This window comes from Paenibacillus sp. VMFN-D1 (genome assembly GCF_003386155.1).
Lineage (GTDB): Bacteria > Bacillota > Bacilli > Paenibacillales > Paenibacillaceae > Paenibacillus_AQ > Paenibacillus_AQ favisporus.
Genome location: NZ_QRDU01000004.1, coordinates 114,522 through 131,100, shown reverse-complemented (window position 1 = coordinate 131,100; position 16,579 = coordinate 114,522). Strand labels below are relative to the sequence as shown.

The 16,579-nt window shown below is 51.5% G+C and carries 18 protein-coding genes; 8 read left to right on the top strand and 10 right to left on the bottom strand.

The annotated features are described in order from the left end of the window. Positions 1 to 57 precede the first annotated feature (57 nt). Entirely contained in the window at positions 58 to 549 is a 492-nt protein-coding gene (locus C7820_RS24480; protein ID WP_089549529.1) for a pyridoxamine 5'-phosphate oxidase family protein, read from the top strand. Between the two features lie 104 nt (positions 550 to 653). Here C7820_RS24480 and C7820_RS24475 read toward each other — a convergent pair whose 3' ends face one another. The 6 genes from C7820_RS24475 to C7820_RS24450 form a co-directional block, all read right to left on the bottom strand. Further along, positions 654 to 1,391 carry a GntR family transcriptional regulator gene (locus tag C7820_RS24475; RefSeq protein WP_116233258.1) on the bottom strand — a complete coding sequence of 246 codons (738 nt, stop codon included), beginning with the start codon at positions 1,389 to 1,391 and terminating at the stop codon, positions 654 to 656. 70 nt (positions 1,392 to 1,461) lie between these two features. Continuing rightward, entirely contained in the window at positions 1,462 to 2,244 is a 783-nt protein-coding gene (gene frlD / locus C7820_RS24470; RefSeq protein WP_116233257.1) for a fructoselysine 6-kinase, read from the bottom strand. 63 nt (positions 2,245 to 2,307) lie between these two features. Beyond that, complete coding sequence (locus C7820_RS24465) at positions 2,308 to 3,321, bottom strand: SIS domain-containing protein (RefSeq protein WP_116233256.1); 1,014 nt, start codon at positions 3,319 to 3,321, stop codon at positions 2,308 to 2,310. A gap of 79 nt (positions 3,322 to 3,400) precedes the next feature. Continuing rightward, entirely contained in the window at positions 3,401 to 4,771 is a 1,371-nt protein-coding gene (locus C7820_RS24460) for an amino acid permease (RefSeq protein WP_116233255.1), read from the bottom strand. A 25-nt stretch (positions 4,772 to 4,796) separates the two neighbouring features. Further along, positions 4,797 to 5,615, bottom strand: coding sequence for a TIM barrel protein (locus C7820_RS24455; protein WP_116233254.1), 819 nt, complete (start codon positions 5,613 to 5,615; stop codon positions 4,797 to 4,799). A 199-nt stretch (positions 5,616 to 5,814) separates the two neighbouring features. Next, positions 5,815 to 6,168: a winged helix-turn-helix transcriptional regulator gene (locus tag C7820_RS24450; RefSeq protein WP_116233253.1), complete on the bottom strand. Its 354-nt coding sequence runs from the start codon at positions 6,166 to 6,168 to the stop codon at positions 5,815 to 5,817. Between the two features lie 120 nt (positions 6,169 to 6,288). Here C7820_RS24450 and C7820_RS24445 point away from each other — a divergent pair, with 120 nt between their 5' ends. From C7820_RS24445 to C7820_RS24435, 3 genes are all read left to right on the top strand, one after another. Beyond that, positions 6,289 to 6,708: a YybH family protein gene (locus C7820_RS24445; RefSeq protein ID WP_116233252.1), complete on the top strand. Its 420-nt coding sequence runs from the start codon at positions 6,289 to 6,291 to the stop codon at positions 6,706 to 6,708. Positions 6,709 to 6,818: 110 nt separating this feature from the next. Further along, positions 6,819 to 7,892, top strand: coding sequence for a hypothetical protein (locus C7820_RS24440; RefSeq protein ID WP_116233251.1), 1,074 nt, complete (start codon positions 6,819 to 6,821; stop codon positions 7,890 to 7,892). A 266-nt stretch (positions 7,893 to 8,158) separates the two neighbouring features. Further along, positions 8,159 to 9,865 carry an RICIN domain-containing protein gene (locus tag C7820_RS24435; protein WP_258875381.1) on the top strand — a complete coding sequence of 569 codons (1,707 nt, stop codon included), beginning with the start codon at positions 8,159 to 8,161 and terminating at the stop codon, positions 9,863 to 9,865. Positions 9,866 to 9,983: 118 nt separating this feature from the next. Here C7820_RS24435 and C7820_RS24430 read toward each other — a convergent pair whose 3' ends face one another. Next, entirely contained in the window at positions 9,984 to 10,340 is a 357-nt protein-coding gene (locus C7820_RS24430) for a winged helix-turn-helix transcriptional regulator (protein WP_116233249.1), read from the bottom strand. Between the two features lie 164 nt (positions 10,341 to 10,504). Between C7820_RS24430 and C7820_RS24425 the strand changes: the two genes are divergently transcribed. The 3 genes from C7820_RS24425 (at position 10,505) to C7820_RS24415 (ending at position 12,258) form a co-directional block, all read left to right on the top strand. Continuing rightward, positions 10,505 to 11,095, top strand: coding sequence for an NAD(P)H oxidoreductase (locus tag C7820_RS24425; RefSeq protein ID WP_116233248.1), 591 nt, complete (start codon positions 10,505 to 10,507; stop codon positions 11,093 to 11,095). A gap of 139 nt (positions 11,096 to 11,234) precedes the next feature. Further along, positions 11,235 to 11,591, top strand: coding sequence for a hypothetical protein (locus C7820_RS24420; protein WP_116233247.1), 357 nt, complete (start codon positions 11,235 to 11,237; stop codon positions 11,589 to 11,591). Positions 11,592 to 11,874: 283 nt separating this feature from the next. Further along, positions 11,875 to 12,258, top strand: a complete 384-nt coding sequence (locus tag C7820_RS24415) for a Dabb family protein (protein ID WP_116233246.1) — start codon at positions 11,875 to 11,877, stop codon at positions 12,256 to 12,258. Between the two features lie 158 nt (positions 12,259 to 12,416). On the opposite strand, the gene C7820_RS24410 is transcribed toward C7820_RS24415, so the two are convergent. Further along, positions 12,417 to 13,556 (bottom strand): 5-methyltetrahydropteroyltriglutamate--homocysteine S-methyltransferase, encoded by a 1,140-nt coding sequence (locus C7820_RS24410; protein WP_116233245.1) that lies wholly within the window; start codon positions 13,554 to 13,556, stop codon positions 12,417 to 12,419. A gap of 245 nt (positions 13,557 to 13,801) precedes the next feature. Between C7820_RS24410 and C7820_RS24405 the strand changes: the two genes are divergently transcribed. Beyond that, positions 13,802 to 15,079, top strand: a complete 1,278-nt coding sequence (locus C7820_RS24405; protein WP_116233541.1) for an MFS transporter — start codon at positions 13,802 to 13,804, stop codon at positions 15,077 to 15,079. Positions 15,080 to 15,208: 129 nt separating this feature from the next. Here C7820_RS24405 and C7820_RS24400 read toward each other — a convergent pair whose 3' ends face one another. Then, positions 15,209 to 15,871, bottom strand: a complete 663-nt coding sequence (locus C7820_RS24400; RefSeq protein ID WP_116233244.1) for a nitroreductase family protein — start codon at positions 15,869 to 15,871, stop codon at positions 15,209 to 15,211. A gap of 135 nt (positions 15,872 to 16,006) precedes the next feature. Then, positions 16,007 to 16,408 (bottom strand): RrF2 family transcriptional regulator, encoded by a 402-nt coding sequence (locus tag C7820_RS24395; RefSeq protein WP_116233243.1) that lies wholly within the window; start codon positions 16,406 to 16,408, stop codon positions 16,007 to 16,009. Between the last annotated feature and the right edge of the window lie 171 nt (positions 16,409 to 16,579).

Sequence of the window (16,579 nt, the reverse complement as noted above, 5' to 3'; positions counted from 1 at the left end):
CTGAGTATGAATAAGTGTAATACTAATATAAACACACACTAGGAAAAGGTGAACAAAATGACAAATCCAACTCCGGACAACCAAGAAGCGATCGAGAAAGTACGCGATTTGATTAAGGGCATCGACACGGCCATGCTGACGACCGTCTCGGAAGAAGGGCTGGTTTCACGTCCCATGAAGACCCAGGACATCGAATTCGACGGCGACCTGTGGTTCCTGACCAAGAAAGACACGGAGAAGTTCCATGAACTGCTGCAAAACCGGCAGGTCAACGTGGCCTATGCCGGCAAGTCCTTCGTCTCCATCCGCGGTGAAGCCGAGCTGGTCAACAGCACCGAAAAGCTGAAGGAATTGTGGAACCCCGTTTACGAGCAGCTGCTGGAAACGAACTATGACGATCCGAACCTTGTGCTCATCAAGGTGCAGGCCGAAGCGGCCGAGTACTGGGATGCCGGCAACAAGTTCAAAATGGCCAGGTTCCTGTTCCGCAGACTGATGGGTAAAAGCAACGAAGGCACCAATATGAATCGGACTGTGGAATTGGATTAGGATAAAAAAAACGGACGCCGGTTGAGAACCAGCGTCCGTTTTTATTTTCAGATCACAGAGCAGTCTCCGCCCGTCCCTGTCCGCATGAGCGTTCAGCCCTAAGTCTACTGCCCCTGCTTCGCCCGGTGAACCGTCAGCGTGACCCGGTTGGTCTCACACATAAAGGTAGAGAGATGCACCGGCTCATCCTTAGCGTCAAAGGCCACTTTCAAAATCCGGAACAGATTCGCCCCGATGTCGCATTCCAGCAGCTTGGCATACTCCTTCGTCGCGCCGATCACATCGATCTCTTTATCGTTGCTAACGATTTCCGTTCCGTAATCCTCGGACAGAATTTTATACGTCGATTCGTTCGTCGTAATCTTCTTCTCGAGGTCGGGAAAGCGGGTCAACGAATAATGCGCGATGTCGTAAAACAGCGGACGGTCATTGACGTACATGAGCCGCTCCAGCTCGAGCACCGGGCTGCCTGCATCGATGCGAAGATGTCTGGCCACGTCTTCGGTCGCTTCGATCACGTCGCTTCGGAGAATCCGGGAATTCGGAATCATCCCAAGCTGATGGCTGAATTCGGAGAATCCGCTTACAGACAGCAGCTCATTATGAAATTTGTTGGAGGCCACGAACGTCCCCCGCCGTGGAATCCGGGTCAGCGCCCCTTCCCGGACCAGCTCCTCGATCGCCTTGCGGATCGTAATCCGGCTCACGCTATAAATATCGCAAAGCTCGGCCTCTGTCGGGATCTGCTCATCCGGTTTGTAGCGCCCCTGCTGTATATCATTCTTCAACATTTGCCTGATCTGCATGTACAGCGGCTGAGGGGTTGAAGGATTCAAATTCATTGAACATTCATCCTTATCCATCAATGATCAAATTTGTATCTCTCTATTATACATTGATGGCTACGTCCAGTCACCATGCAGCAAAGTAGCTGATCGTCTTTGCGGCTTTATCGGCGCCCTGCTCCAGGCAGGCTGCGACCGGAAGCCCTTTCAGAATACCGTATATAAATCCGGCGATAAATGAATCACCCGCTCCCAGCGTATCGACTACCTCCACCTCCGTAATTCCGTGCTTGTAGAACCGTTCTCCATCGTAGGCCAAGGATCCATTCTCTCCAAGCGTGGCCACGACGATTTTGGAGCCCCGGTCCTTGATCTCCCTCATGAGGCGGCGGATATGTTCGTCATCCTGTGTATAGGACAAGAATGGATAGTCCACGTAAGGCGTCAGTGTCGTCACCAGCTCATGATCCAGCTTATCGGCAAAGTCGAAGGAAGTCAGCAGTCCTTTTTCTTTAAAATAAGCAAAATACGAGTCGGCATGGCCCCAAATCGCGGAATGCACCAGCTGGAATGACTCCATAAAGCGCAGATCCTCGGAGTTCAAGGCAAAATCAGCCATCACGCCTTCTTCATAATCGCCCAGCTTTCTTTCGCTGCCTACCATATCGACGTAGGTCACCGCCGTGCTGCCCTCTTGGACCGAGACCCTGGATGTATCTACGCCCTTGCCCTGAATCGCCTGAACCATAATCTTCCCATACTGGTCGTTGCCCACCCAGCCGATATAGGCTGTCTCCGCACCCAGTTCGGTCAAATAGACGGCCACGTTTACCGGATTTCCTCCGGGACAGGCTTTCCCCGAGGATCGGTAGACATCCATACAATTGTCTCCGACTGTAACGATTCGCATTTTGTCTCACCTTCCCGTTTAAGGAAGGAGCTCTGCCGGAATAGGCAGCGCTCCCCGTACGTATTAGTATTCCATCTTGCGATAGTATCGTCTCAAAGTCAGCGGATGGTTTCTTTCGCGCTCCAGGTAGACGCTGATCCGGCTGAGCAACGCCCAGTTGATGCTCACGGCAAAATGCTTCCGGAACTCATCGCTGATCCCTTCCATCGCAAAATCCTTCGTGTCGATCACCGTCAGCCGTTTGGTGAACTTCTCGGCAAATCGCTCTACACGGTCCGCCAGGGGTCTCGTTTCATCCTCACCCTTCAGCAGAATGACGCTTGTATCTTCTACGACAAGCTCCAGGGTGCCGTGGAAAAACTCAGCCGCATGGATGGACTTGGCGGGAATCCACTGCATCTCTTCCAGCACGCACATGGCATAGGAATAGGTGTTGCCCCACAGGTTCCCTGAGCCGACCATCATATGGTAGTTCGTATCTTTATGCTCAACGGCAAAGGCCTCGGCCCGCTTGTCAAACGCTTTGACGGCATCCAGGATCGCTTGCGGCAGCAGGGCGACTTCCTTGGTGAATTGCTCATACTGAGGGAACTCGTTATTGTTATACATGAACCGGAATACGACCATGTACAGCAGCATGAAGAACGTATCGAAGGAGTGCTTCTCCGACCCGGTCGTAATGCAGTGATCGACCAGCTTCGTGGTCGGCGTGTCCGGCTCTGCCACCAGGGCAAAGGTCGTTGCACCCCGCTCTTTGCAGTACTCGATCGCTTCGATGGTCTCCTTCGTCGTTCCGGATACCGAGGTGAAGATGCACACGGAATCCTTGCTGAAATGCCTGTTGTTCATCACCAGAAATTCCGCGGCGATTTCGGCGTGCACGTCGATCTTGGAGCTCGATTTCAGGATATATTCATACGGATACATCATCGCGATGGTACCGCCCGCGCCAATCATGAAGATGTTGCTGTAACCTTTGCTGCAGATCCCGTCGACGATGTCCTCAATCTGGCTTCGGTAAGCGAGGCCTTCCTTTTCCACCAATCTTAGAAACAGCTCTTCGTCAAAATTAAACATGTAGCGTTCCCTCCTGTGCTGGAGCGGTTGCCGCCCCTCTATTTGTTATGTCTTGTATTATAACTAGATATTACTAAACTTACAATTCTTTTTTTGCGGGCCGGGCCATCATTGGGGGGCTGCTTTCCTGGTTTCGAAGGCGTCCGTATTTCTTTTCCCAATAGTAATAGACAGGCAGGCCGGTGACGATCACAATCAGCGCCGCAATCATCCCCTCGAGCGGAGCCCAGGTGAAGGTCCCCCACGCCAGCCAGGCTGCGCCCAGGATTGCCAGCACCGTTGTGATTCTCCAGAAAGGCATGCGGTAGATCGGCTTGTAATCCTCTCTTTTCCGGCACTTATAAATCGCAGCAAAGTCCAGGATGTTAATCACCAGCTGAATCAGTGTAAAGTAACCCAGCAGTGCGGTTAAATCGCTGAAAAAGACGAGAATGCAGGCATACGTAACTTGGGCCAGAATCGAGAAGCTCGGCGTTTCATACTTGGGATGGACCTTCGCAAAGCGCTGAAAGAACAGCCCGTCCTTGGCCATGGCATACTCGAGACGCGGCTGGAACATGATGCACGAGCTTAACGCGCCGAGGATGACGATTATGGCCGTGACCGCCACGAAAGACGAGGCGATGCCGGAGAACCCCGGAATGTAGCTGACCGCATCGGACACGGCCGCGCTGGAGCCCATCAGCTTATCAAACGGCATTAAGCCAGTAATGCAAACGGACAGCAGCGTGTAAAGACCAAGAACGATCAGCACCGAGCTGATGAGCGCCTTCGGCAGCACCTTCCCCGGATTCCGGATTTCCCCTGCCATAAAGCAGATCGACGCCATTCCCGTATACGCCCAGGTTGTGGCCGATACTCCTCCGATCAAGCTGCCGCTGTGCGTTCCCGCCGCAGGAGTATACGAAAAGTGATCATAGTTCATATACATCAATCCCAGCACGATGACGATAAGGAACGGAATGATCTTGAGCAAGGTGATGATGACTTGAAAGCGGCCGCCCTCCTTTACGCTGCGGTAATGAATGGAGGTAATGAACAAAATAATGGCAATGCCCAGGAGCTTGCCCGCAATCCCGCTAAAGAACGGGAAGAAGCTTGCCAGATAAGTGACGATCGCGAGTGCCATGATCGAGATCGACGGAGGATCGAGCGCCCAGAACGTCGCCCATCCGTACAGGAAGGCAAGCGGACGCCAACCCGCTTTGTTCAGATACACGTAACCGCTTCCATTTTCCGGGTAAGCAGTAGACAGCTCGGCCAGCACCATGACCTGCGGGATGGCAATAACGCCGCCGATAATCCAGGCCAGGATGGACATGGAAGGCAGACCCGCAGCCCTCGCCACGTCCCCGGTCGAGACGAAGATCCCGGAGCCGATCGTTGTTCCCACCGCTAAGGCCAAGGCTGACCAGAAGCCCAGCTTTCTTGTAAGTGTGCCATTACTCATCGTGAGTTCCTCCCAATCCGAATGATCAGATGCCCAGTTCCCTAAGTTTTTGAATGGATTGCTTAACCGTCTCGTGCGGGTGTTGATAATAACGGTGTCCCATAATCTCCAGCGTGCAGGTCCCTTGGTAGCCCCGGCTTTGAAGGTCGGTGACATACCCTCTCCAATCCTGAGTCCCGTCATCCAGAGCCAGATGCGCATCCGAAGTTCCGTCGCCGTCGATCAGATGAAAATGACACAAGTCCGGCAGTACGGAGAAATAATCCTCCGGCGTTTCGCCGGCGAGCTGCATAGCTACCGAGTCGATCATTCCCTGAAGCGCCGGGGACCTGATCTCATCCAGCAGTCTCCGGATTCCCTTGACGTCCATCATCAAGTTCGATTCGAAGCGGGTCAAGGGCTCCAAAGCAAGCGTCACGCCTTCCTGCTCCGCCACCCGGGCCAGCTTGCCGATCGAATCGGCTGCGTACGTCCATGACTGATCCTCAGACAGATGGAAGTCTCCGATCCCTGAGGTGACCAGCATCATGCTGCAGTCCAATTCTAAAGCGGCGTACATATTTTCGATAAAGTAATCTACGCTCTTCTGCCGCAGATCCGGGTCGGACGCCGCCAGATTGTAAGGGTACACGCACTGTTCCGGCGTATAGCAGACCACCTTCATCTGCCTGGAGCGAAGTTCCTGACGGATACGCCTTACTTGGCTGAGGCCGCCCCGATACACATAGAAATGCGGCTCACCTGCCCACAGCTCGATGCGATCCACCCCGAGCTCCGTCATGGAATCGAGAAAGTGTTCAAAAGGAAAATGCCTGTACGTAATATTCATGCCTGCAAGATCCATCGCTTCACCTCCAAAATGATAGCGCTTTTAATTGTTATGTCTTGTATTATAATTAAGTAATACATAATGTCAACCCATTCGTTTAAAATAAAAAATCCCGCTGTGGCACACGCCCTAGAAAAAGGGGGTGCTGCGCGGGATATTTAGAGAAAAGAATATTGCTTAGTGGTATTCATAGCTTACATCGACATGACTCAACTCAGCCTGGCGGATCAGCAGCCGTCTCCTGTTTTTGCTGTGAAATATAGTGCTCTCCCACTTTCATGATCTGCTCCAAAATGGGCTCCAAACGTTGGCCGAACTCCGTCAGCGAATATTCAACTTTTGGCGGCACGGTCAAAAATGCATTTCGCTGTACAATACCGCCTTCTTCCAACTCACGCAGCTGTGTCGTCAGCACATGCCTGGAAACGCCGGGAATTCGCCGGTGGAGCTCGCCGAAACGGCACGTTTGCTGAAGCAGCTCGTAGATAATCTTCGGCTTCCATTTCCCGTTGATCAGCTGCAGTCCCACATCTACCGGACAACCAAATGTTCCATCCTGATAGGGCATCTTTTTCCTCCTGCTGGTCAGGTTTTTATGACTAAGTCATCTATTTCTGCGTACTTCAATACCGGTGAAGGTTCGTATAAGCTACCTGTATATCTCCATTATACGAAAAGAGGCGATCTTATGAAGCCACCAGCGAAGTTCAATCCGGTCTTGCGGCCGGAGGACATGAATGCTGCTTTTGCCGAGGCCTTCAACTCCGGTGATATCAACGCGCTGCTTTCGTTATACGAACCAAACAGCATTTTGGTGAACCCGGCCGGCGGGTTTGACCAAGGAATTGAAACAATCCGCGGAACGCTCGAGGATTTGCTGCGTCTGCAGGGCCGCATGACGTCCAGGAACATTTACTGCATCCCATTCGAAAATATCGCTTTGCTGCGTGCCCATTTCATCCTTCATACACGGGATGGGAACGGCCATCCGACTCAGGTGGAAGGACATACGTCCGAAGTGATAAGACGCCAAACTGACGGAAGCTGGCGGTACATCGTAGACCACCCTTCGGGCTCCGACCTTTTGGAACGAATACGTTCATGCTGAGGATGTTTGGCAGAAGGTTATACCCGCTTCACGTCGAACCTCTAAAGCAGCGTGTTAGCGGTCAACACGCGAATGCAAGCAGAATGATTAAGGAACCGAGGAACAATCAAATGACACTTCAATCACTATATAACGAATATTTGAACATCAAATTCAATAGAGAATTCGAGCTTGAGCAAACGGGGGGCTTTGAATACGGCCTTTTCGAGGATGGCAGCGCCGAATTATTTTTTGCCGGTCATGATGACGAGCCGTTTGTGGAATGGGCAGACGCATTACAGCCGAAAGATCCCCGGTACACGGCTAACCCTGACTGGAAGCCGCTGCTCTCGGGTTACTTTCCGGACCTCGATGTCTACGATGAGCAGATCCTTTATTTTCTCCTGTATACGATCAATTCGACGACGTCCGTTGCAAGGCCCCATCCTTACCGTGCAATGAATGATTTCATGAAACATTACTGCTTTTTTCAAATGGGACAGTTGACAGATGCGGCCCGGTTGAATGATGTGCAGAAAGAGCAGCTGAGGGACTTTTTCTTCTTTTTCTACCTTTATGCCCACCCGGTTAACGAGGAAACCCTGTACGGCTTTTCTTTCCGCGGCCGGGATTTGGTTCATACGAAAACGGGTTTCCGCGTAGAGCGCTATTTTTCCTTATACCACGATTACTACTGCGACAAGCACGATGAGTATAAGGATCGATTGCTAATCACTCCTCACGAAATTCAGGCCGGTAAACACCTCACACTGGAGCTGCTAAGATCGATTGAGGGTAAATCATCCAGGCTGCTTATGCCTTCGGAGGAAGGGTTTGAGACCGTACTCCGGCTGATCAATGACGTGGATGAGCTGCTCCAGATTCACTCGGAACATCAAACCAGATTTTTCGATTTGTTGAGAGACGCTCTCTTGGATGCCGGAACCAACCCGTATCGAGAGTACGGCTTCCGCATGCTGCTTCAGAACTATGTCTGTTATATCCTTTATTTTCAGTTTGATGACATTCATGATTTGGTCGGCCATCTCAAGGACACCCCGTTAGTATGCGAAAAAATCGTCAACATGCTCTTTGCAGACACCATTTTCATTCAGAGGATCATGCGGCAGCACCGGATCGATATCGCCGATTATCAGGACGTAACCGGATTTTTTGGAGAAGAAACCCGGGAGATGTATTTGTAGGCAAGGGCCTTTTTCATGAGCAATGGATGAGAGGCTGCCAGACATTCAGGCAGTGCGCTTGTTCATGCTGTTTTTATGTTGCCGTACACCTCTCACTAGCGCTGGCTTCAGTCATACGTTACCCTATAAATCACTAAAATTACCCATATTTTGGCAGGTTGTCTTCTTTCTTCCTCTGGAATACACTCTTTTTTGAAAACGCATTCATAGAATCATGCCCCGTGATTTCATACCGTCATTGATTTTACGTAAACCAAAAAAAGGAGATGTATCATGTGAAGAAAATGAGATGGACCATCAAGTTACTACTGGCCCTATTGCTCGTAGTCCCGACGCTCATGAACAGCCACCGCGCGGATGCATGGAACGGAATGCCCATGTCCAAGCTCCATGTGAGCGGCAACCAGCTGGTGAACAGCAGCGGGCAGCCCGTCCTGCTAAGCGGTTGGCATCAGCCCTCGGGCTCCTATTGGACATACCAGTCCAGCAGCTACTATCTGGACCGGAACGGAGGGAACCGGCATGCGGCAATTCTGGACTATTTGAAGGATATCACCGATACCTTTACCGGTACCTCTGCCAAGTACGGCAGCAGCCACGGCTGGTATATGAATCAGGTCCGGCTGTTTATCGACCGGGAGGATATGGGCGACGTAGCCGCCGGGACGTATAATTTTGCCGGTTTGCAGAGCGTTACGCAGGACGTCATCATTCCGTATATCGCCTATGCCAAGACCAAGGGCCTGTATGTCACGCTGGGTCTCGATTTTACCCTTTCAAACAACCAGGCAACCACCCCATCCAATCTGAACAAGTTCAACGAAATCTGGGGTTACCTTGCCTCCCAACCGGCGATCAAGAGCGCGGACAACGTGATGTTCGAACTGATCAATGAACCGGTCCTGTCCGATGTCAACGGGCAATGGGGCGGAAACCCCTCTCAACCCAATTTCGCTGACTACTGGAACTCCCTTAAAAAATTTCAGAACTCCCTCATATCCACGATACGCAGTAAAGGTGCCGACAACGTGATATGGGCCGCGGGGCTTGGCTGGGATCAATACTACCAGCTCTGTGCATCCAGTCCGCTGACGGATCCCTTGAACAATATCGGGTATTCCGTTCACTGGTACCCAGGGTACGGTGCCCATGACGATTATGCGACTCTGCAGCAGCAGTGGGATACGAATATTAAGCCCTGCGCCGATCATTATCCCATCAACATTACGGAGACCACCTGGTTCAAGACACAGCCCGGGGATTCTTCCTACTGGGAGCTGTTCAACGGGTCCAATGAAGGTTTCGGGAAAAACACGAAGGCTATTTTCACAGCGGCCGGCAATGTCAGCATGACCGCGCATATGAACGGATTTTTGCTGGAGCCCGGCACAAGAAGTTCTTTCGCCGATCCGACCGCAGGCCTCAAATATGACGGCAATACCGCACGGGACGGCATGGCCCGTTTCCTCTTCGAATGGTATTACGAACGCGCGCAGTTGAACCCTTGGAACGGTATATGGAACGGAGTCCTGTCCGGCTCGACGTATAAGATCGTGAACCGCGCATCGGGTAAAGCGATTGACGTGCCGGGCGGTCAGAATACCAACGGGCTGCAGCTTCAGCAGTGGTCAGACAACAATGCAACAGCCCAGCAATGGGTTGCTGATGATCTGGGGACTTACAACAACGTGTACAGGCTGCGAAGCGTCAGCTCGGCCGACCAAAAAGTCATGGATATCCGAAACGGATCGAAGAACAACGGCGAAGCGGTCCAACTCATGCAGGATCTGGGGAATACCGCACAGCAGTTCAGACTGATCAAACTGAGCAATGGGTACTGGAGCATCCTCAATGTAAACAGCAACAAGGCCGTCGAGGTTGCCGGAGCCTCCTCAGCGGATGGAGCGAAGCTTCAGCAAAATCTCTACCGGGGCGATCTGAACCAGCAATGGCAGCTGGTGAAAATCAATTAGTGCCTGATACCGAATATGCTGATGATGTTTCACTAAAAAACGAGCGCGAGCCTTCATAGGCCAACGCTCGTTTTTTAGATCCGCCCGGGACGCTGAGTCATCTGGGGCAATCTTCTCCTCATTCCGAACAGGAACATCTCCAATCACGCAGATTCATATACTTCTCGCCCCACTCATCCAATTGATCCAATATCAATTTCAGCGACTTCCCCAGCTCGCTCAGTTCGTAGACGACTTTCGGCGGAACCTGATTGTAAGACGTCCTCGTTACGATGCCGTCTTCCTCCAGCTCCTTGAGCTGCTGGATCAGCATCTTTTGCGTAATCTCGGGAATTGCCTTTTTTAATTCGCTCGTTCTTTGCGGTCCTTCCCCACAGTTCAAATGGCATAAAATCAGCAGCTTCCATTTTCCGCCGATCACCTGAAGCGTCGCCTCTGCGGGGATGTTAAACGTCCGTGTGGTCTGCATTTCCATGGGATTACCACCCTCCTGTCGATTCCGATGAACGATTACTTTCCGGTGAGTATATCACTTTAAAGTGTCTATATCACAAAAAAGTAAGTACTTCCCATTTATCACAGCATACCTGATAATTTTACCGTACTCTTATGAAATTTTAGAGAGGGAAGGTGACATCGATGAAAATTTTGACGGTTGTATCGCATCCGCGGGTGAACTCCTTAACCTTTTCCGTGACAGAGAGATTTATCCAGGGGCTTGCCGATTCCGGGCACGAAACCGAGGTACTGGATCTGCATCGCAGCGGCTTTAATCCCGTGTTGTGGGAAGCCGACGAGCCGGATTGGTCTTCGGATCACAAAGTCTATTCGCCTGAGGTGGAAGCGGAGATCGCACGCATGAAACGGCATGACGCGCTCGCCTTTATTTTCCCGATATGGTGGTACAGCCTGCCCGCAATGCTGAAAGGATATATCGACCGGGTATGGAACAACGGATTTGCTTATGGCGCAAGTCACCTGCATCATCAACAAGTGCTATGGCTTGGTCTGGCGGGAGCCCCGAAAGAGCACTTCGAGAAGAGGCAGTACGATACATTGCTCTCTCAGCTTCTAAACATCGGCATAGCCGACTACTGCGGAATCTCGAACAGCCGGGTTGAGATCCTATACGATACGCTGGATTCCAGGCCGGAAGTTTTCGATAACCTCCTGACGCGAGCTTATCATTTGGGACGGCATTACGACAACGTTTCAGAAGCTGTGAATTAATCGGGAAGCGCTGCGGAAATCCGGGTCCGGCTCGAATTGAAAATGTACTGCCTTTGCCTTGGTGGTATGACCTGCAGTGCCGTGTCCAAGCTCACCCTCTATGAATATGTTGTAGGAATTTCGTTAGAGAGGTGAGAGCATGATTCAACTTAGCGGGATTGTAGGCGGAAAAACGCCGGTCAAAGTAGGGCCGCGGAAGACGCTGCTGCTGCAGCAAATCGTCATCCGGGTGAAAAAGGGAAGAAAATTGGTGTTAAACAACCTCAATTTTTTGTTCAATAATGAAGCCTTTGCGATTAAAATCGAGGCCCAGCCGTCTCCGGGAAAGTTTGTTGCCCGAGGCGGTGCCGGGGATTTAACGCCAAACAAAGTGTTATTTAACAACAACACCGGCGAAGATCAAACTATTTTCCTCTTGGTCAGCGCCGTGAATACCTCGAGAACCTCCACGGAGCTCAGCCGCTCGGACAGCTGGCGTATGAGCCTCAAGCGGTGACTTTTCAGGTTGCGGTGGAGAGACGAAGTACCGTATCAAAAGACAGAATTTAGCCCTTTTCGGCAATTAGCCGGAAGGGGCTTTTACTTGTTTCAAGAGGTTTCCCTCTTAGATACGCGTTTCAAGTTATTTTAACTTTAATTAAGTAAGCTGATCCATAATAGTTGACTATATCCAAGTGAGTTGACTTCTTACATTCGGTAAGTGACCTTGATACAATATCGTTGAGGCATCAATGGAAATCCAGGGGTGTTCTAATTAGACGATATTCGGAGGGACGGAGATGATCACAAGCATTTTGCGGTTTCAATTCAAGGATGGCGTCAATGAAGCGGAAATACAGAGGGTCCTTTCGATTATCGAGCGTACAGCCACGGCGGAATCCGTCGCGTTTTATTCCCTTGGGCGCTATTTCGGTGATCCTCAGGAGGGATTCACGCATGCATATTGTGTCAGCATCCCTGACTTGGCGTCGCTCGACCGGTATTTTCGTGAGCCTGCCCATCGCGAAGGGGATTTTCAGTTCATCCCTTTATTGTCCAAACTGTCCCAAATGACGGTGTTGAATGATCCGGACCCAGATATTTTGGCAAAAATCGCCGCTTGCCGGAACGCTGCGGTTGACCCGGAATGGATGGCGTTGTTTGACCGGATCGGCCTAACATGACCATTCCTTACAGCCTCCCGGCTTTCTTTAGTATCCGTTCTATACACGCAGACTCGAGGCAACCGCCTCATTTCGTGAAGTACTTAGAGAGCATCGTTAGCCGTACGGATCATCATCCATACGGCTATATTGGTGCTCATTCTATTTCGATATATGGATTACTTCCAGATCTCTTCCGCGATTTCTTTAATAAAAGCAAGCTTGCGCCATTGCTGCTCCTCGGTCAGGTGGTTGCCCTCTTCCGTGGAGGCGAAGCCGCACTGCGGACTCAGGCAAATCCGGTTCAGGTCGACGTATTGCGTCGCTTCCTCAATCCGCTTCAGGATATCTGCCTTATTTTCCAGCTCACCAAATTTCGAAGAGAACAGGCCCAGCACGACCTGCTGATTGTCCTTCAGGAAGCGAAGCGGCTTAAAATCGCCTGCCCGCTCGGTATCGAACTCCAAATAATAGCCAGAGTAGTTATCGATACCCAGGAGCGTTTGCGCGATCGGCTCGTAGCCTCCTCCAACTCCGGCATAAGTCGATACATAATTACCGCGGCATACATGCGTGGTGACGACGAGGTCTTCCGGAAGACCCGATACCACTTCCTCATTCAATCTTGCAAATTCATTCGCATATTCTGCCACGTTGACGCCGGCCTGCTTCATAAACGCCATAAACTGTTCGTCGCAAAGCGCTCCCCACGTGCAATCGTCGATTTGGAGGCTGCGGCAGCCGGCTTCATAGAGTGCAAGGATCGCTGCTTTGTAGGCTTTGGCAATATCCGTAACAAGCTCTTCCCGATTCGGATAGATGGCTTGCGTGCTCTCCTGATTTTCTGCCCGGTCCAGCTCGAACAGAAACTGGGCAGCCGCAGGAATGGATTGACGCGCAACCACGTCTTCACCTGCAACCTCTTTTAAAAACGCATAATGCGATACAAACGGATGGCTGCTGTAACCCACTTTACCGGTCAGGCGGGCGGTTTCGGGTCTGGACTGCGCACCGTTAAATTGGTAGCCTTGATCAACAATGGTCCGCTCTACGCCATCCAAGCCCCAGAAGAAGTCCAGATGCCACCAGGAACGGCGGAATTCGCCGTCGGTGACTGCTTGAAGCCCTACTTCTTTTTGCTTCTGCACGAGCTTGATGATCTCGGCGCTCTCTACTTCTCTCAGCTGCTCAGCGGTGATTTCACCGTTCTTAAATTGGGCTCTGGCTTCTTTCAACGCTTGGGGTCGCAAAAAGCTGCCGACGATATCATATCGAAACGGAGTAACGGTTCGTTTTGTAGGTTTGGTTTGTGTGCTCATCGGCTAATCTCCTCGGAAAATAATATTAAAATCACTATAGCATATCCCCTTGGGTATAACGTTCTACTAAAAGGTTATAGCCTGTTATAGCTATTAGCTATAGCTAATTTTCTTTTTCCAGGAGGCCTCTGTGCTTGCCCTCTTAGGTGTCTTTCCTTCATTGTAAAAAACTTCAAGTTCCCGTATCCTTAATCTTGTTACAAGCTTTTTGCATCATGCACGTAGGAATGGAGACTATGACCGCCATGAAATCATCCTTCTTAACCCGGCCTTTCTATTTCCTGTGGACCACCCAGACGGCGGCAAACGCCGCGGATGTGCTCTACATTATGGCACTTACGGTGCTGGTGTTAAACCAGACCGAATCACTCATATCGGCGGCGTTTATGCCGCTGATGCGCAGCGGAGCCCAAATGCTGAGCGGCCTGATCGCGCCGCTGCTGTTGAACCGCTTCAAACTTCCAGCCCTGCTGCTCCTCTCGCAGACGGGTCAGTTTCTGCTGTTCGTAGGCTTGGCCGTTTACCTGCAGCTTACCGGAAAGGACGCTGTGTTTGTTCTGGTGTTTGCGCTGGTCTTCGCGATGTCCTTCCTGGACGGCTGGACGGTTCCCGCCCGCAACGCGCTTGTTCCGCGGCTCGTCGCACATGAGCAGGGCTTGCTCAAGGCCAACAGCTTGATCAGCGTCAGCGATCAGGTGGTACAGTTTGCCGGCTGGGGGCTCAGCGGCGTTATTGTCGCCTTGCTTGGACCCAGTCCAACACTGTTGGTGACGGCCGTCGTCTACGGGCTGGCAGCGGCTTTTACGCTGGGCGTCAAGGAGCCGGCGGAAGCCCATCTTGAACAGCAGCCGACCGACGCAGCGCCTGACGACAGCTTAGCAGCGGCTCCAGCTTCCAGATGGCACACCTTGACCGAGGGCTGGAAAATCATCTGGCAAATGCCGCGCCTGCGGCTGCTGACCTTCATGGACATCATCGACATGCTGGGCGGTTCGGTATGGGTCGGCGCTTTTACGCTGGCCTTCGTTCAGACGGCACTTGGCCAAGGCGAAGAGTGGTGGGGCTTCATTAATGCGGCTTATTTTGCGGGGACAGTCGGCGGCGGACTGCTGGTTCTGGCCATTTCACGTGCCATCGGCAGCAGCCTTCTGGCCGCCATGCTGATCGGCATGGCGGGGTATGGCATCCTCACCGCCATATACGCCCTCAACACCCAGCCCTTTATCGCGCTCATTCTCGTCCTGCTGATGGGACCATTCGCCGAGCTCTCGGTAATCAACCGCCGCACCTTGATTCAGCGCAGCGTTGACAAAGGGGTGCTGCCCAAAGTGCTGTCCGCCCAAGCCTCCTTGCTGAATCTGGTGTTCTGTATTTCGCTGCTCGTTATGGCTGCCCTTGCCGAATGGCTCGGCATTGTGAACCTATACTTGTTAGCAGCAGTCCTAACCTTGCTGGCGCTGGGAGTCGGCCTGATCGGCCGCCAGGCTTTCCGTAACGAATCTGCTCCCGGCGCACGAATGTAAATTCCGCTAAAAAACCACTCCATGATCAGGAGTGGTTTCGCCTTTAATATGCTGATGGAACGGTATCGTCCAAACCGCTGAGATACCGTTCATATCCTTGGGTGTTTTTTTCATGCTTGAATGATGATATTATGCCTTGGGCATTTCGTTGTAGAAAGCGACATCCTCAATCGGCAGTCTTAACGTCGGGTGTCCGGGATTTGCCGCCTTGCCGATGGCGATAAGCATAATAGGAGCGTATCTCTCTGGAATATCGAACGCTTCTGCAAATTTAGCATGATCAAAGCCGCCCATCGGAACCGTATCATATCCTTTGGCACGGGCGACTAGCATAAGCTGCATGGATACCAATCCACCATCAATAGATATTTTCTGGAGAACAGTCTCTGAAGGCATGCTCGCGAACATCGTTTGATAGCGTTCCACAAACGATTTAGCCGTCTCTGCCGGCATGTAACCCGCATCGACCGCCATTCCGTAAATCTTCTCGGCCAGTTTATAGCCCTCCAAATCTCCGAGTACCGCAATGACAGCCGAAGCCTCGATCACCTGCTGCTGATTGAAGGCAATCGGAAACAGTTTTTGCTTCAGCTCCTGCGAGTCGATGACGAGGAATCGCCACGGCTGCAGATTGGCGGCTGAAGGAGCCAGCGCAGCTTGCTGCAGGATTTCGTTCATTTCCTCCCGCGAAATTTTCACTTCGGGATCATAGCTGCGGACGGACCGCCGTTCCTGAATAACGTTGAAAAATGGCTGCTGCTCCACGGTTTGTGACAATTGTGAAACGGACATGCTTCTCTCCTCCTCGAATTACTGTGCTCAGTAAAGGCACAGTATATCTTAAAATAAAATGCAGTCGGGCCACCAACTGCAACTAACATGAACACAGTATATAACGTTTCGGCTCACATTGCAATCCGGTAATTATTATTGCATCAAATCGGCTAACGTATGCTGCTTGAGCAATTCAACCGTCTGATTCTGCACTTCTCCCATAATTGCTTCAAGCTTTTGTCGGCCCGAAGTGCAGTCCTCTTTAACCTCTGGTTCGCAGCAATCCGATTTTACAGCCAAATATATATCCGCCAGCGTAATTTCATCCGGACGGCGCTTCAGATAGTAACCCCCATTCCGTCCCTCTCTCGCTTCAACCATTCCGTTATGCGTGAGCTGCGCTAATACTCTGCGGAGGAATGTGGCATGTGTTTGGACATCGCAGGCAATGGCCGCACTGTTAAGCGTTCCTTCGCATTTGGCAAGCAAGATCAGGGCATGTACGGCAGTGGCGAAACGCGGCGGACCAATCTGGGCGCTCCGGTTAGATATCATTTAAATCCCTCCTGTTTACAGTGTATCGCAATCTCACAACCTATGTCTGCATCAGCAATACTTTCTTTTATCATATCAGTTCTTCCCTTAACATAAAACTCGCGATTAACGGAGTGGATGTTTGCGGGATAAGGCAGGCGTCATGTTGATGTGTTTTAGTATCCCACCGAA

Excerpts from the sequence above, each read along its gene's own strand:
- C7820_RS24480 (WP_089549529.1), top strand. The coding sequence starts at position 58 with ATGACAAATCCAACTCCGGACAACCAAGAAGCGATCGAGAAAGTACGC.
- C7820_RS24475 (WP_116233258.1), bottom strand. The coding sequence starts at position 1,391 with ATGAATTTGAATCCTTCAACCCCTCAGCCGCTGTACATGCAGATCAGG.
- frlD (WP_116233257.1), bottom strand. The coding sequence starts at position 2,244 with ATGCGAATCGTTACAGTCGGAGACAATTGTATGGATGTCTACCGATCC.
- C7820_RS24465 (WP_116233256.1), bottom strand. The coding sequence starts at position 3,321 with ATGTTTAATTTTGACGAAGAGCTGTTTCTAAGATTGGTGGAAAAGGAA.
- C7820_RS24460 (WP_116233255.1), bottom strand. The coding sequence starts at position 4,771 with ATGAGTAATGGCACACTTACAAGAAAGCTGGGCTTCTGGTCAGCCTTG.
- C7820_RS24455 (WP_116233254.1), bottom strand. The coding sequence starts at position 5,615 with ATGGATCTTGCAGGCATGAATATTACGTACAGGCATTTTCCTTTTGAA.
- C7820_RS24450 (WP_116233253.1), bottom strand. The coding sequence starts at position 6,168 with ATGCCCTATCAGGATGGAACATTTGGTTGTCCGGTAGATGTGGGACTG.
- C7820_RS24445 (WP_116233252.1), top strand. The coding sequence starts at position 6,289 with ATGAAGCCACCAGCGAAGTTCAATCCGGTCTTGCGGCCGGAGGACATG.
- C7820_RS24440 (WP_116233251.1), top strand. The coding sequence starts at position 6,819 with ATGACACTTCAATCACTATATAACGAATATTTGAACATCAAATTCAAT.
- C7820_RS24435 (WP_258875381.1), top strand. The coding sequence starts at position 8,159 with ATGTATCATGTGAAGAAAATGAGATGGACCATCAAGTTACTACTGGCC.
- C7820_RS24430 (WP_116233249.1), bottom strand. The coding sequence starts at position 10,340 with ATGGAAATGCAGACCACACGGACGTTTAACATCCCCGCAGAGGCGACG.
- C7820_RS24425 (WP_116233248.1), top strand. The coding sequence starts at position 10,505 with ATGAAAATTTTGACGGTTGTATCGCATCCGCGGGTGAACTCCTTAACC.
- C7820_RS24420 (WP_116233247.1), top strand. The coding sequence starts at position 11,235 with ATGATTCAACTTAGCGGGATTGTAGGCGGAAAAACGCCGGTCAAAGTA.
- C7820_RS24415 (WP_116233246.1), top strand. The coding sequence starts at position 11,875 with ATGATCACAAGCATTTTGCGGTTTCAATTCAAGGATGGCGTCAATGAA.
- C7820_RS24410 (WP_116233245.1), bottom strand. The coding sequence starts at position 13,556 with ATGAGCACACAAACCAAACCTACAAAACGAACCGTTACTCCGTTTCGA.
- C7820_RS24405 (WP_116233541.1), top strand. The coding sequence starts at position 13,802 with ATGAAATCATCCTTCTTAACCCGGCCTTTCTATTTCCTGTGGACCACC.
- C7820_RS24400 (WP_116233244.1), bottom strand. The coding sequence starts at position 15,871 with ATGTCCGTTTCACAATTGTCACAAACCGTGGAGCAGCAGCCATTTTTC.
- C7820_RS24395 (WP_116233243.1), bottom strand. The coding sequence starts at position 16,408 with ATGATATCTAACCGGAGCGCCCAGATTGGTCCGCCGCGTTTCGCCACT.